General features: G+C 71.0%; 16 protein-coding genes. 14 read left to right on the top strand and 2 right to left on the bottom strand.

The window, feature by feature from the left end; translation table 11 throughout:
* Positions 1-69: 69 nt before the first annotated feature.
* The 4 genes from AB0M56_RS16255 (at position 70) to AB0M56_RS16240 (ending at position 3,448) form a co-directional block, all read left to right on the top strand.
* Positions 70-381, top strand: coding sequence for a hypothetical protein (locus tag AB0M56_RS16255; RefSeq protein ID WP_364176163.1), 312 nt, complete (start codon positions 70-72; stop codon positions 379-381).
* A 167-nt stretch (positions 382-548) separates the two neighbouring features.
* Positions 549-716 carry a hypothetical protein gene (locus AB0M56_RS16250; protein ID WP_364176160.1) on the top strand — a complete coding sequence of 56 codons (168 nt, stop codon included), beginning with the start codon at positions 549-551 and terminating at the stop codon, positions 714-716.
* 68 nt (positions 717-784) lie between these two features.
* On the top strand, positions 785-1,855 hold the full coding sequence (locus tag AB0M56_RS16245) for an NAD-dependent epimerase/dehydratase family protein (protein ID WP_364176157.1): 1,071 nt from the start codon (positions 785-787) through the stop codon (positions 1,853-1,855).
* Positions 1,856-1,864: 9 nt separating this feature from the next.
* Positions 1,865-3,448: an NAD(P)/FAD-dependent oxidoreductase gene (locus AB0M56_RS16240; protein ID WP_364176154.1), complete on the top strand. Its 1,584-nt coding sequence runs from the start codon at positions 1,865-1,867 to the stop codon at positions 3,446-3,448.
* Positions 3,449-3,469: 21 nt separating this feature from the next.
* Here AB0M56_RS16240 and AB0M56_RS16235 read toward each other — a convergent pair whose 3' ends face one another.
* Positions 3,470-3,922, bottom strand: coding sequence for an SRPBCC family protein (locus tag AB0M56_RS16235; protein ID WP_364176151.1), 453 nt, complete (start codon positions 3,920-3,922; stop codon positions 3,470-3,472).
* A gap of 124 nt (positions 3,923-4,046) precedes the next feature.
* Between AB0M56_RS16235 and AB0M56_RS16230 the strand changes: the two genes are divergently transcribed.
* On the top strand, positions 4,047-4,226 hold the full coding sequence (locus tag AB0M56_RS16230) for a hypothetical protein (RefSeq protein WP_364176148.1): 180 nt from the start codon (positions 4,047-4,049) through the stop codon (positions 4,224-4,226).
* A gap of 216 nt (positions 4,227-4,442) precedes the next feature.
* A complete protein-coding gene (locus AB0M56_RS16225; protein ID WP_364176146.1) occupies positions 4,443-4,826 on the top strand; it encodes an ATP-binding protein in 384 nt (127 codons plus the stop codon).
* Position 4,827: 1 nt separating this feature from the next.
* Here the strand turns inward: AB0M56_RS16225 and AB0M56_RS16220 are convergent, their stop codons facing one another.
* Complete coding sequence (locus AB0M56_RS16220) at positions 4,828-5,187, bottom strand: STAS domain-containing protein (RefSeq protein ID WP_364176143.1); 360 nt, start codon at positions 5,185-5,187, stop codon at positions 4,828-4,830.
* A gap of 172 nt (positions 5,188-5,359) precedes the next feature.
* Between AB0M56_RS16220 and AB0M56_RS16215 the strand changes: the two genes are divergently transcribed.
* From AB0M56_RS16215 to AB0M56_RS16180, 8 genes are all read left to right on the top strand, one after another.
* Positions 5,360-6,220 (top strand): STAS domain-containing protein, encoded by an 861-nt coding sequence (locus AB0M56_RS16215; protein ID WP_364176140.1) that lies wholly within the window; start codon positions 5,360-5,362, stop codon positions 6,218-6,220.
* On the top strand, positions 6,220-6,630 hold the full coding sequence (locus tag AB0M56_RS16210) for an STAS domain-containing protein (protein WP_364176138.1): 411 nt from the start codon (positions 6,220-6,222) through the stop codon (positions 6,628-6,630). Before AB0M56_RS16215 ends, AB0M56_RS16210 begins: the two co-directional genes overlap by 1 nt.
* Positions 6,627-7,034: an anti-sigma regulatory factor gene (locus AB0M56_RS16205; RefSeq protein ID WP_364176135.1), complete on the top strand. Its 408-nt coding sequence runs from the start codon at positions 6,627-6,629 to the stop codon at positions 7,032-7,034. Before AB0M56_RS16210 ends, AB0M56_RS16205 begins: the two co-directional genes overlap by 4 nt.
* Positions 7,022-8,062, top strand: coding sequence for an ATP-binding SpoIIE family protein phosphatase (locus AB0M56_RS16200; protein WP_364176132.1), 1,041 nt, complete (start codon positions 7,022-7,024; stop codon positions 8,060-8,062). Before AB0M56_RS16205 ends, AB0M56_RS16200 begins: the two co-directional genes overlap by 13 nt.
* Positions 8,059-9,801, top strand: a complete 1,743-nt coding sequence (locus AB0M56_RS16195; protein ID WP_364176130.1) for an ATP-binding protein — start codon at positions 8,059-8,061, stop codon at positions 9,799-9,801. Before AB0M56_RS16200 ends, AB0M56_RS16195 begins: the two co-directional genes overlap by 4 nt.
* Complete coding sequence (locus AB0M56_RS16190) at positions 9,798-11,366, top strand: fused response regulator/phosphatase (protein WP_364176127.1); 1,569 nt, start codon at positions 9,798-9,800, stop codon at positions 11,364-11,366. The genes AB0M56_RS16195 and AB0M56_RS16190 overlap by 4 nt, the downstream gene beginning before the upstream one ends.
* 82 nt (positions 11,367-11,448) lie before the next feature.
* On the top strand, positions 11,449-11,829 hold the full coding sequence (locus AB0M56_RS16185; RefSeq protein ID WP_364176126.1) for an STAS domain-containing protein: 381 nt from the start codon (positions 11,449-11,451) through the stop codon (positions 11,827-11,829).
* 92 nt (positions 11,830-11,921) lie between these two features.
* Positions 11,922-12,401 (top strand): hemerythrin domain-containing protein, encoded by a 480-nt coding sequence (locus AB0M56_RS16180; RefSeq protein WP_364176123.1) that lies wholly within the window; start codon positions 11,922-11,924, stop codon positions 12,399-12,401.
* The last annotated feature ends 28 nt before the right edge of the window (positions 12,402-12,429 follow it).

The raw sequence follows: 12,429 nt of genomic DNA, 5'->3' as shown, positions 1-12,429 counted from the left end.
GCGACCGCGGTCGAGCCGCGGAAGCCGAATCCCGGTCCGACCAGCTGCCGGCAACGGCCAAGACGGCCGGTGAGGGGTCAAGAAAAGCCGGCCGACACCCGGGCAAGGCCCGGAAAGGGGTGCACGTCGTGCAAGCCGCAGTTCGCCCAGCACGACTTCGACGTCGTGCTCACCAGCGAGGACGACGAGCTGGCCGAGCAGGTGCGGTCCGGCAGTGCGGCGGTAGAGCAGGTGCGGGCGGACCTCGCGCGGCCCGAAGGCATGGAGGAACTCGTCGCACACGTCGCCGCGACAGCGCCCCGGGCGAGGCGCTCGCCGTCAACGCGGGGGCCGGCATCAACGGCGAATTCGCAGGCGACACCCGGCTCGACGACCAGCTGACCGTGGTGGACCTGAACGTGCGCTCTTGTGCACCTCGCGAAGCAGCTCGTGCCGGACATGGTGGAGCGGGGGCGCGGCCGGGTGCTGTTCACGTCGTCGGTCGCGGGGACCGCTCCCGGCCCGACCGACACCGAGTTCTTCGAGCGCGCGCCGACATGGAGGACGCAATGACCGGCGCGGGTCCGAAAGACAGTGCGGCCGACGTCGCGGAAGCCGGAATCGCCGCGCTCATGGCCGGCGACGACACGATCGTGGCCGGGGCCAAGAACAAGGTGATGGCCGCCGGTTCGCGGATGCTGCCGGACGAGGTCAAGGCCGCACAGCGGGGAAGATGATGAAGCCGGGTTCGGCCGACGTGTGAGCGTGCGGGTTACCACGCGCCGCGCCGGGGTAGTCCTGCAGCGTGCGAATCGTGATCACCGGCGCGAGCGGAAACATCGGGACGGCGCTGCTGCGTGAGCTGGACTCCTCGTGGGAGGTCACCGGCGTTGCGCGGCGCGTCCCGGACCTCACCGCGGAGCCTTACGCCAACGTGTCCTGGCTGCACCTCGACCTGGGGGAGCCTGGCGCCGAGGAGGCGCTGGCGCGCGCGTTCGCCGGAGCCGACGCGGTCGTGCACCTCGCGTGGGCGATCTCGCCGGTGTGGGACGAACCGGCAATGTGGCGCACCAATCAGGACGGGACCCGCCACGTGCTCGACGCCGCAGCGAAAGCGGGGGTCGGGCACGTGGTGTGCGCGTCGTCAGTCGCCGCGTACGGGCCCGGGCCGCGTGATGAGAAGGTGGCGGAGGAGTTCCCGCGCGCGGGAGTCCCGGCCAGTGCCTACAGTCGCGGCAAAGCGGAGCTGGAGGAGGTGCTCGACGCGTTCGTCGAGACGCATCCCGAGATCGAGCTGGCGCGGATCCGGCCGTGCGCGGTGCTGCAGCGGCCCGCGGCGGGGGAGTTCACGCGGTGGCTGCTGGGGCCGTTGATCTCGCCCGGGCTGCTCGGCGGCCGGCTACTGCCCGTTCCCCTGTGGGACGGTTTGCGCGTGCAGGCGGTGCACTCCGACGATGTGGCTTCGGCCTTGCGGCTCATCCTCGAGCAGCGTGCAGTCGGGCCGTTCAACCTGGCCGCGCCGGATGTGCTGGACGCGAATGCGCTTGCGCGGCTCTTCGGTGGCGCGCGCGTGCCCGTGCGCAAGTCGGTCGCGCGGTTCGTGGCCCGGGTCGCGTGGACGGCCGGACTGCAGCCGCTGCATCCAGGGTGGCTCGAACTGGCCGACCGGGCGGCGCTCGTGGACACGACCCGGGCGGAGGTGGTGCTGGGCTGGCAGCCGCGGCACAGCACCGAGGACACACTGGCGGAACTTGTCGACGGGCTGCGCGCCAAGGCGGCCGGCGCCTCACCACCGCTGGCACGGGCGAGCGCCGGGTGGCGCACGCGGGTGCGTGCACTCGGGCGCCTGCGGCCGACGCATCAGTCGCAGGCGTGAGGGGGCGTGGTGGAGACCGTCGACGCGATCGTGGTCGGGGCCGGGCACAACGGGCTCGTCGCCGCAAACCTGCTGGCCGACGCCGGCTGGGACGTGCTGGTGCTGGAGGCCACGGACACGCCGGGCGGGGCGGTGCGCACCGCGGAGGTGACCGCGCCGGGCTTCCGCAACGACCTGTGCAGCGCGTTTTTCCCGATGTCGGCGGCCTCGCCGATCGTGCGGGGGCTGGGGCTCGAGGAGCACGGCCTGCGCTGGCGGCACGCACCCGAAGTCCTCGCGCACGTGCTGCCGGGCAACCGGTGCGCCGTGCTGTCCCGCGACGTCGACCGCACGGCGGCGTCGGTGGACCGGTTCGCCGCCGGGGACGGCGAGGCTTGGCAGGCGTTGTTCGCGCAGTGGCAGCAGCTGCGGGACCGGCTGCTCGACGCGTTGTTCACGCCCTTCCCACCCGTACGCCCTGCGGCGCGGTTGCTGCGGCGCACCGGCACCGCCGAAGCCCTGCGCCTCGCGCGGATGCTGACGCTGCCCGTGCGCCGGTTCGCCGAGGAACGGTTTTCCGGTGCGGGCGCGCGGTTGCTGCTGGAGGGCAACGCCGCGCACAGCGACCTGTCGGTGGACAATGCGGGCAGCGCGGTATTCGGGTGGCTGCTGGCGATGCTGGCGCAGGATGTCGGGTTCCCGGTGCCCGAAGGTGGTGCGGGGGAGCTGGTGGCGGCGCTGGTGAAGCGGTTGGGAGACCGTGGTTCCCTCCACTGTGGACGCGAGGTGACCGAGATTCTCGTGGCAGATGGGCGCGCGGTGGGTGTGCGGTGTGCCGACGGCGACGCCATACGCGCGCGGCGGGCAGTGCTGGCCGATGTGCCGGCGCCCGCGTTGTACGGGAAACTGGTCGCGCCGGAGTGGCTGCCGGCCCGGTTGGTGAACGACCTCAGCGGGTTCGAATGGGACAGTGCGACGGTGAAGGTCGACTGGGCGCTGTCCGGCCCGGTGCCGTGGACCGCGCACGAGGCCGCGGGTGCCGGGACCGTTCACTTGGGCTGTGACGAGGACGGGTTGGCGGCGTTCGGCGCGGAGCTCGCCCGCGGCCGCGTGCCGAGGCGGCCGTTCCTGTTGCTGGGCCAGATGACCACGGCCGACCCGACCCGGTCACCTTCCGGAACGGAAGCGGTGTGGGCTTACACGCACGTGCCGCGGGGGTCGGTCGCGACGCCGTCGGCGCTGGCCGGGCGGGCGGCGGCCATCGAGGACTCGATCGAATGCCAGGCCCCGGGCTTCCGCGACCGGATTTTGGACCGCTACGTCCAGGGGCCGGCGGAACTGGCCGACCACGACCCGAGCCTGGTCGGCGGAGCCATCAACGGCGGCACGACGGCGATCCACCAGCAGCTGTTCTTCCGTCCTGTGCCCGGCCTCGGCCGCGCCGACACCCCCGTGGACCGCCTCTACCTCGCGGGCGCGTCCGCTCACCCCGGCGGCGCCGTCCACGGCGGCCCGGGAGCCAATGCGGCCCGCGCGGCGTTGGCCCGCAATGGAATTTTCGGCGATGGGTACGCGGCGCTCATCAAGGCGGCGAACCGCGTGGTGTACGGCTGAGGGATTTCGTCCACTGAGGACTCACGGCTCGGTGGTCTTCCGCGCGCGGCCCTCCGCCAGTGCGGCTAGCCGGGCCAGCGACTCGCGGTTACGCGGGCGCAGAAATACCGCCTGGACGGCCTCGGGCAACAGCTTTCCCGGGCCCCGCAAGGCTCGTTCGCCCATGCGCACGAGCGTGCCGCCACCGTGGGGGGTGAGCGTCACCTCGACTTCCGCCGTGCCGAAGGGCCAGCCCTGGGCCTCCATCCGCAATGATTCGCCCGGCGTGACGGCCAGGACGACGGTGGTGTCCTCGAGTTGCAGGGGCCAGACGCCGACGCTGTGGTGCAGTCGCGCCCCGACTGCGGGCCACGGGGCCTCGACGTCGCGGATGTGGGCACTGCCGACCACCCAGCCGGAGTAGGTCCAGCCGTCGGCGAGCACGCCGAACACCGCCGAAGGCGGCGCGTCGACCACGCGGGTCACTTCGATCATCGGTCCCTCCTCTGCGGCCGGCGTTCAGCGCTGCCGCTGTGGTCGTCGGCTCGTGCTCGGTGAACGAGAACGGGGCCGGTTCCCCGTCGGGCTACCCTGCACGCGGGCCGGATAACCCCGTCCGATGACCGAGTTCGAAGCCGAGCGTCGGACGGTGGGTGCGGCCGACCGGGCGTCTCAGCACCTGAGCGCCGTCCTGCTCGCGGCCGCGGCGACGACAGCGGCGGTCGTCGCAGGGCTCGTGCTGGTGCTCTTCGTGGTCCTGTGGGCGCTCCCGTCCGGCGCACTGCGGCGGCGCGATTGAGCTCGGACATCGGCGGACCCTTGCTCGGGGCGTGACACGGCGGACGGTTTCCCGGCCACGTTCACTTGGACCACACGGGGTCCCGGCATCACGGCTTTCGGTTGGCTCGTCTACCGTGCGTTACCGGGGTTGGCGGCGTCAGTTCGCGGGTAGCCCGCAGCCGGCGGAATACACGGTGGTCTTGGGCAGCGAATGGGCACAAAGCGGAGGGGTGGCATGGAACTGGAGGCGGTCACTCTTTCCCTGAACGGCTCCGTTCACGAGCTGGCCCACCTCAGGTCCTGGGCCAGGAAACACCTGCGGTACGCCGTCGCCGAGCAGGTCGACGACGTGATCGCGGTGCTGGACGAGCTGGCGTCCAACGCGCTGAAACACGGTGCCCCGCCGGTTCTGGTGCGGTTGCGGCACCGCCAGGGATTCGTCCGGGTCGAGGTGTCCGACGGCAGCGCCGAGCTCGCGACCCCCCGCACGCCGACCGCGGAGGGCGGCCGCGGCTTGTACCTGATCGAGGGCCTCAGCCATTCCTGGGGTCAGACACCGAGTGCCACCGGCAAGACGGTGTGGGCGGAAACCGTGCTCGACGTGGACCCCGGGCGCTGACTCAGTTCAGCGCGTCGTCCACAGTGGACAGGATCGTGAGTGACCGGTCCAGGCCTGTGATCTCCAGAACGCGTAGAACCGCGCGGTTGCGCGTGACGACGGCCAGCGAGCCGCCCTGGGCGCGCTGCTTCCGTTCGACCCGGACGAGCACGGTCAGTCCGGCCGAGTCGAGGAACGTGACCTCGCTCAGGTCGAGGACCAGCGTGGTCGGTTCTTCGCCACCGCCGAGCATCGCGGCTTCGTGCAGCATCTCAGCGGTCGCCGCGTCGACCTCGCCGGCGGCGCGCACGACGCGGACGGCGCCGACCCGGTCGTGGGAGAGCCGGAGGCCGAACGGGGTCGCGAACTCTGCCTGATCCATCGTGCCGGCCTCCTTCTCGCCTGGCGAGTGGCCGCAACAGCCTTGCCAAGACTACGGGCTCGCAGCACGGACGGCTGAACGAGCGAGGCCCTTCGAGGGGCCGACACCTCGGCGCGCACGCTCACCGGACTAGGCTTTGCGTTCGGTTTGTCGACGCGCGAGGAGGTTCGGGATGACTACCGGCGAGGGGCGGGTCGGTCGGCTGCCGAACCTGGTGCGCGACAACCGGGAACGGCTGCTCGCCCGGTGGGTGGAGGTCGCCGTCGCAGGCGTTCGGGGCCGGTTGACGACGGTCGAACTCGAGCGTGACCTGCGGGAGCTGTTGGCCGCGATCGAGCCGGTCATCGGCGGCGACGGCGAGAGCCTCGACGGGGAGAAGTTCGGCGAGGCCAAGGCGTTGCTCGCGGAGCTGTCGCGCAACCGCGCGCGCCAGGGATTCAGTCCGTCGGAGACGGCGTCGAGCGTGTTCGCGCTCAAGCGCGTGGTGTCCGAGCTGACCGAGACCGGCGATGCCCCGGCGCTGTTCCGCGAGGTGCTGGCGTTCTCCAGCCTGCTCGACGCACTGGGGCTGTGGACGTTCGAGACGTTCGCGGCCGCGCGCGAGGAGATCATCAAGGAACAGTCCGAGCAGCTGCTCGAGCTGACGACCCCGGTGGTCAAGTTGTGGGACGGAGTCCTCGCCGTGCCGCTGATCGGCACGCTGAACTCCGCGCGCACGCAGGTGGTGATGGAGAAGCTGCTCGAGGCGCTGGTCGAAACCGGTTCCGAGCAGGCGATCATCGACATCACGGGCGTGCTGGCGGTCGACACCCAGGTGGCCCAGCACCTGCTCAAGACGGTCGTCGCCGCTCGCCTGATGGGTGCGGAGTGCACGATTTCCGGGATCCGGCCGCAGATCGCGCAGACGATCGTGGCGCTCGGCATCGAGTTCGGCGACATCACGACGAAGGCGACGCTGGCCGATGCGCTGCGCCACGCGTTGCGCCGGGAAGGCGTGGACATGGTTCGCCGTTCGGGCGAGCGGCTCGCCTGATGGAACGCGTTCCCATCCTCAAGATCGGCGACGTGCTGCTGGTCTCCATCCAGATCGACCTGCAGGACCAAAGCGTGATGGCCCTGCAGGAAGACCTGGCGGAGAAGATCAGCGTCACCGGCGCGTCGGGCGTGGTGATCGATATTTCGGCGGTGGAGATCGTCGACTCGTTCATCGGCCGGATGTTCGCCACGATCGCGTCGTTGTCGCGGTTGTTCGACGCGGACACCGTCGTGGTCGGGATGCGGCCCGCGGTGGCGATCACGCTGGTCGAGCTCGGGCTGACGCTCGGCGATGTGCGCACTGCGCTGGATCTGGACAAGGGCATGAAGATCCTTCGTGGCCTCGCCGCGCGAAGGAGGGGTCTGTCGGTCGCAGGTGACGAGGCGTCCGCGGTGGAGCGCCGGTGACCACCGGCTCGGTGGACGGGGTCACGATCTCCGCGGACGCCGATGTGGTGCGGGCTCGCCAGCTCGTGCGGACGATCGCCCAGCAGGTGAAGCTCTCACTGGTCGACCAGACCAAGTTGGTCACGGCCACCAGCGAACTCGCCCGCAACACGCTGATCTACGGCGGCGGTGGAACCATGTGCGTCGAGATCGTCGGCGACGGCCGCCGGACCGGGGTGAAGGCGACCTTCCACGACGACGGCCCCGGCATTCCCGACACCACACTCGCCCTGGCCGACGGGTGGAGCAGCGGCACCGGCCTCGGACTCGGCCTCAGTGGGGCCCGGCGGCTGGTCGACGAGTTCACCCTCGACACCGAGGTGGGCCGCGGAACCGACGTTACTGTGGTGAAGTGGTCGAGGTGACCAGCACGACGTGCCTACCCGTGGCCGACGACGTGGCGTGGATCCGGGTCGAGGAACCCGCGACGGCGGGCAGTGCCCGCCGCACGGCCGCGTCGCTCGCGGAGCGGCTCGGGTTCCGGGAAACGCGAGTGGCGGAGATCGGGATCGCGGTCACCGAGCTGGCGACGAACCTGCACAAGCACGCCGAGCGGGGCTCGATCGTGGTGCGCGCGGTGCGCGCGACGACCCAGGCCGCGCTCGAGGTGGTGGCCCTCGACCACGGGCCCGGGATCGCGAACGTGCGCCTGGCCACCGAGGACGGCAGCTCAACCACGGGCACGCTGGGCGTCGGCCTCGGCGCCGTGCACCGGCTCGCCGACACGGTGCGGGTGTTCTCCGAACCCGGGCGCGGCACGGTCGTCACGGCTCGGTTCCATCCAGGCCGCGCGCCGCTGCCGGAGATCGTCGACGGCGACGCAGCGGGAATCACGCGCCCTATCGACGGTGAAGTCGTCTGCGGGGATGCGTACGCCGTCACGCGGTCCGACGGCCGCCTGCGGCTGATGATGTGTGACGGCTCGGGGCACGGTCCGCTCGCGGCCGCCGCCTCCCAGGCCGCGGTCCGGCTGTTCTGCGAGCGGTCGGACGACGTGCCGGAGCACCTCGTCGCGCAGCTGCACTCCGAGCTGCGCGGCACGCGCGGAGGTGCCGTCGCCGTCGCGGACCTCGACCTCGGGGCCGGCCGGGTCCGGTTCGCCGGGCTGGGCAACATCGCGGCCACGGTGGTGTCCGACGGCCGCAAAGGCGGCATGGTTTCCGTACCCGGCGTGGCCGGCTACCAAGCCCGGTCCATCCGCGCGTTCGATTACGACCTCCCGCCCGGCGCGGCCGTGGTCCTGCACAGCGACGGCCTCACCGAGCGCTGGAACCCCGAAGACCGGCGCGCGTTGTTCGCGGCGTCGCCGCTGGTGATCGCGACGGTACTGCTGCGCGACGCGGGAGTCCGCAAGGACGACGCGTCCGTGCTCGTCGGCAAGCCACGGCCATGACCTCGCGGGAACTGCTCCGCCTGAGCATCACCGGCGAGCCGGACGTGTTCACCGTCCGCCAGCGCGGCCGTGAAGTGGCCGAGGCGATCGGGCTGGACGCGCAGGACCAGGTCCGGGTCGCCACGGCGCTCAGCGATGTCGGACGCGACCTCGTCCGGGCCGGCGTGCCGGCGGCGGTGGTGTTCGCGCTGACGTCGCAGGGACGTTCGGCGTTGGACATCGAGTTCTCCTGGCAGGGTCCGCCACCCGGTGAGGTACTGAAAGTCGGCCGCGGCACCGCGGCGCGGCTGATGGACGACTTGCGTGCCACCCACAGCGGCACCACCGCTCAGGTGGTGATGAGCAAGGCCACCGGGGCGTTCCTGCCGAAGGCCGTCGTCGACTCGCTGCGCGACCGGTTGGCCGCGAGCGGCGTCGTCAACCCTCTCGACGAGCTTCGCGCGCACAACCAGGAATTGCTCGGCACCCTCGGCGACCTCGAGGCAAAGCAGCAGGAGCTGCTGCGCCTCAACGCGGAGCTGGAGGAGACCAACCAGGGCGTGGTCGCGCTCTACAAGGAACTGTCGGAGGAACTGGAGGAGACCAACCGCGGCGTCGTCGCGCTGTATGCGGAGCTGAATGAGAAAACGACCCAGCTGGCCGCGGTCAACGACGCGCAGACCCGGTTCTGGTCCAACGTCAGCCACGAGCTGCGTTCGCCGGTCAACTCGATCGTCGGACTCGCGCGGATGCTGGCGTCGCCGGAGACCGGGCCGCTGACGCCAGATCAGGCGCGTCAGGTGCGGCTCATCGACGAGTCGGGCGCGACGCTGCTCGCGATGATCAACGAGCTGCTCGACACCGCGAAAGCCGAGTCCGGGCGGCTGGTTCCGCAGTTCGCGCCGGTCGACCTGCGGGCGTTGTTCCTCCAGCTGAAGGGCGCGCTGCGCTCCACCGTCCCGTCCGCCGCGGTCGAGCTGCGGATCGACGACAAGCCCGAGGTCGAGGCAATCGTCACCGACGAGACGATGCTGACCCGGATCCTGCGGAACCTGCTGTCCAACGGCTTGAAGTTCACCGAACGCGGCGAGGTCCGGCTCGCCGTGCAGCCGGACCACGGACACGTGCGGTTCGTGGTGACCGACACCGGGATCGGCATCCCGCCCGACCAGCACGAGCGGGTGTTCGAAGAGTTCCACCAGGTGCCGGGTGCGCTGCAGGCGCGCGCCGGTGGCACCGGGCTGGGCCTGCCCTACGCCCGCCGCCTCACCGAAATCCTCGGCGGAGAGCTCACGCTCGACAGCGAGCCGGGCCGCGGCACGACCGTCGAGCTCCGTCTTCCCGTCGAGGCACCGGGCCGCGACATCACCCGCCTCGGCACGGTGCTGCTGGTCGACGACGACCCCGGCTTCCGCAGGCTGTTCGCGGGCCGGATCGCCGAGCTCGCCGGCGACATCCGCCACGCTTCCGACGGCCGCGAGGCGCTCGACATCCTCACCGAGCTGCGGCCCGACGTCGTGTTCCTCGACCTCGCGATGCCCGGCATGCAGGGCCGCGAGGTCCTCACCGTGCTGCGGGACAAACCGGGCTCGCGGGATCTCCCGGTCGTGGTGCTGACCTCCGCGGTCCCCGACGGGCTGGACCTCACAGGCAGTGGCCTGCGGGCCGCGCTGCTGCTCAAGTCGCAGATCTCGGCCGAGACGATCAGGCTTGCTGTCGGCGAAGCATTCGCCGTTGCACGAAGGACGGTGCCCCGATGACGACACCGGGAGAGCTCGGTTCCCACCCGCTCGGCTCAATCCTCGTGGTCGACGACAGCGAAGCCAGCCGATACCTGGCCAGCAGCTGGCTGCGCCGCAAGGGGTATCGCGTCACCGAAGCGCGCACGGGTGGCGAAGCGCTGGCACTGCTGGGAGCCGAGCGGCTCGATCTCGTGCTGCTCGACGTGAACCTGCCGGACATGAGCGGATTCGAGGTGTGCGAACAGGTCAAGGGCAATCCCCGGACCGCGGCCATGCCGGTCATCCACATCTCGGCCACCGCCATCGAGCCGGAGGACCGCACGAAAGGCCTCAACCGGGGTGCCGACGGCTATCTGATCGAGCCGGTCGACCCGGCCGTGCTCGTCGCGACCGTCGAGTCGGCGCTGCGCTACTACCGCGCCCGGTCGACGGCCGAACGCCTCGTGCGTCGCCTCGCGCTGCTCACCGAAACGTCGATCGCGGTCAACTCCGCCACGACGTTCGACGAGTTCCTGGCCGCCGCGGCCACCGGCACCGCCGCCGTGCTCGATGGTTCCGCCGCGGTCCTGGCTCTCACACCGCTGGGCGAGCTGCGCACTGCTACCGCTTCGGGCCGGTCGGTCGTGTTCGGCACCGAGCCGGTCGCCGTTCTCGACGCGCTGACCGGCAGGGTGCTCGGCAGCGGTTCCCGGATCGCGGTGGCCGAGCACCTGGAACTGGACTGGCGCGCCGGCCGGCCGTCCACTCTGGTGCTGGCCCGCTCCACCACCGCCACCCCGGCCATCTGCATCGCGGTCGACAGCGAAACGGCGCCGGCCGAAGAAGACCGCGACCTGCTCACCCAACTGGGCCAGGCGGCGGCGCTGGCGTACGAGGGCATGCGGACGCTGTCGGAGGAACACGCGCTCGCCGTCACCCTGCAGCAGAGTCTGCTGCCTCGCGAACTGCCGATCCCGCCCGGACTGGACATGGCGGCCAGGTACCAGCCCGCCTCCCGGCATGCCGAGATCGGCGGCGACTTCTACGAGGTCACCGAACTCGACGGTCGCACGCTGATCGCCGTCGGCGACGTCGCCGGCCACTCGCTCGCGGCGGCCACGGTGATGGGCGAGGTGCGGCATGCGCTGCGTGCCTACGCCGTCGAGGGCCACGGTCTGGTGGCCATCCTCGACCGCCTCGACGCGATGCTGCAGCGGTTCCACCCGCGCGACCTCACCACGATGTGCCTGATCCTCGTCGATCCGGAGAGCGGAGCCGTTGAGATCGCCTCGGCCGGGCACATCCCGCCGTTGACCGCCGACGCGCGCGGCGTCCGCTACCTCGACGTCAGCGGCCCGGTCCTGGGCATCGGCCTCGACCGGCCCGCGGCGACTTCCTGGCACCTCGAACCCGGCGCGCTCGTGCTCCTGGTCACCGACGGGCTCATCGAGCGGCGCGGCGAAACCATCGACGACGGCATGGCCTCCCTCGCCACGGCCCTCACCCAGGACACCGACCTCGACGAGTTGTGCGACGACCTGCTCGAACGCTTCGGCCGCAACGCCCAGGACGACATCGCGTTGCTGGCCTTCCGTCGCCGGTGATCTGCACGGGCCCTGGCTTCCTGGATAAACTGAGACGCCTACTCCGGCGGCCAACGTCGGCCACCTGCCGAAGGAGACGAACATGAACACCCCGCCCGCCGGTTTCCCGAGACCGCCGTTCGAGGCGGAAACCGACACCGACGGTCCCGTCACGATCGTCCGGGTTCGCGGCGACGTCGACCTCGCCACCGCGGCGGACTTCGACACCGCGTTGGACTCGGGCCTCCAAGCCTCCGGCCCGGCGCTCGTCGTCGACATGTCCGCTGTGGACTTCCTCGGTTCGAGCGGCATCACCAGCCTGGTCCTGCTCCGCCGCCGCGCCGCCCGCGAAAACACCTCCGTCGCCATCGCGAGCGGCAACCGGCAGGTCGTGCGCATCCTGGACTTGCTGGGGCTCAGTGAGGAGCTGACGGTGCGCGGCGATGTCGCCTCGGCTGTCCACGCGGTCACGCCCGCCGGTTGATCAGTTCCTCGGCAGGTTTCCATGCCGCCAGCCGGGGTATTCCGGCGTGAGCCGGCGGCGGCCGCCGGGTGGAGCCTGACCGAGGAGGGCCTGTGTCCACGGACGCGATCGTGCTGCTGAAGAAGGACCACAAGACGGTGGAGGGGTTGTTCAAGCAGTTCGAGAAGGCGGGGGAGAATGCCTACGAGGAGAAGCGCCGGATCGCCGACTCGATCACCGAGGAACTGACGATCCACGCCTACATCGAGGAAGAGATCTTCTATCCCGCCGCTCGTGAGGCCGTGCCCGAGACGAAGGACCACGTGCTGGAAAGCGTCGAGGAGCACCACGTGGTGGTGTGGATGCTTTCTGAGCTCACGGGCCTCGCTGCGACGGACGAGACGTTCGACGCGAAGGTCACGGTGCTGACTGAGAACGTCCGCCACCACGTGGATGAGGAGGAGGACGATTGGTTCCCGCAGGTGCGCGCAGCGATGGGGCGCAAGCGCCTGCAGGAGCTCGGCCAGCAGATGCTGGACGCGCGGGGGCGGGCGCCGAAGGACCCGCTGAAGCTGAGCAGCGCGACTGCCTGATCCGCGTCGTCGTCGGTGGGCCGGCGTT

Origin of the sequence: Amycolatopsis sp. NPDC051372 (assembly GCF_040682095.1) — a bacterium.
Classification (GTDB): Bacteria; Actinomycetota; Actinomycetes; order Mycobacteriales; family Pseudonocardiaceae; genus Amycolatopsis.
Note: the sequence above shows the minus strand (reverse complement) of the source record. Positions and strands in the feature narration are given on the sequence as shown.

Bases quoted from the DNA above. Each gene is read 5' to 3' on its own strand.
- AB0M56_RS16250 (WP_364176160.1), top strand. From the start codon at position 549: ATGACCGGCGCGGGTCCGAAAGACAGTGCGGCCGACGTCGCGGAAGCC.
- AB0M56_RS16230 (WP_364176148.1), top strand. From the start codon at position 4,047: ATGACCGAGTTCGAAGCCGAGCGTCGGACGGTGGGTGCGGCCGACCGG.
- AB0M56_RS16235 (WP_364176151.1), bottom strand. From the start codon at position 3,922: ATGATCGAAGTGACCCGCGTGGTCGACGCGCCGCCTTCGGCGGTGTTC.
- AB0M56_RS16220 (WP_364176143.1), bottom strand. From the start codon at position 5,187: ATGGATCAGGCAGAGTTCGCGACCCCGTTCGGCCTCCGGCTCTCCCAC.
- AB0M56_RS16210 (WP_364176138.1), top strand. From the start codon at position 6,220: ATGGAACGCGTTCCCATCCTCAAGATCGGCGACGTGCTGCTGGTCTCC.
- AB0M56_RS16185 (WP_364176126.1), top strand. From the start codon at position 11,449: ATGAACACCCCGCCCGCCGGTTTCCCGAGACCGCCGTTCGAGGCGGAA.
- AB0M56_RS16195 (WP_364176130.1), top strand. From the start codon at position 8,059: ATGACCTCGCGGGAACTGCTCCGCCTGAGCATCACCGGCGAGCCGGAC.
- AB0M56_RS16190 (WP_364176127.1), top strand. From the start codon at position 9,798: ATGACGACACCGGGAGAGCTCGGTTCCCACCCGCTCGGCTCAATCCTC.
- AB0M56_RS16225 (WP_364176146.1), top strand. From the start codon at position 4,443: ATGGAACTGGAGGCGGTCACTCTTTCCCTGAACGGCTCCGTTCACGAG.
- AB0M56_RS16215 (WP_364176140.1), top strand. From the start codon at position 5,360: ATGACTACCGGCGAGGGGCGGGTCGGTCGGCTGCCGAACCTGGTGCGC.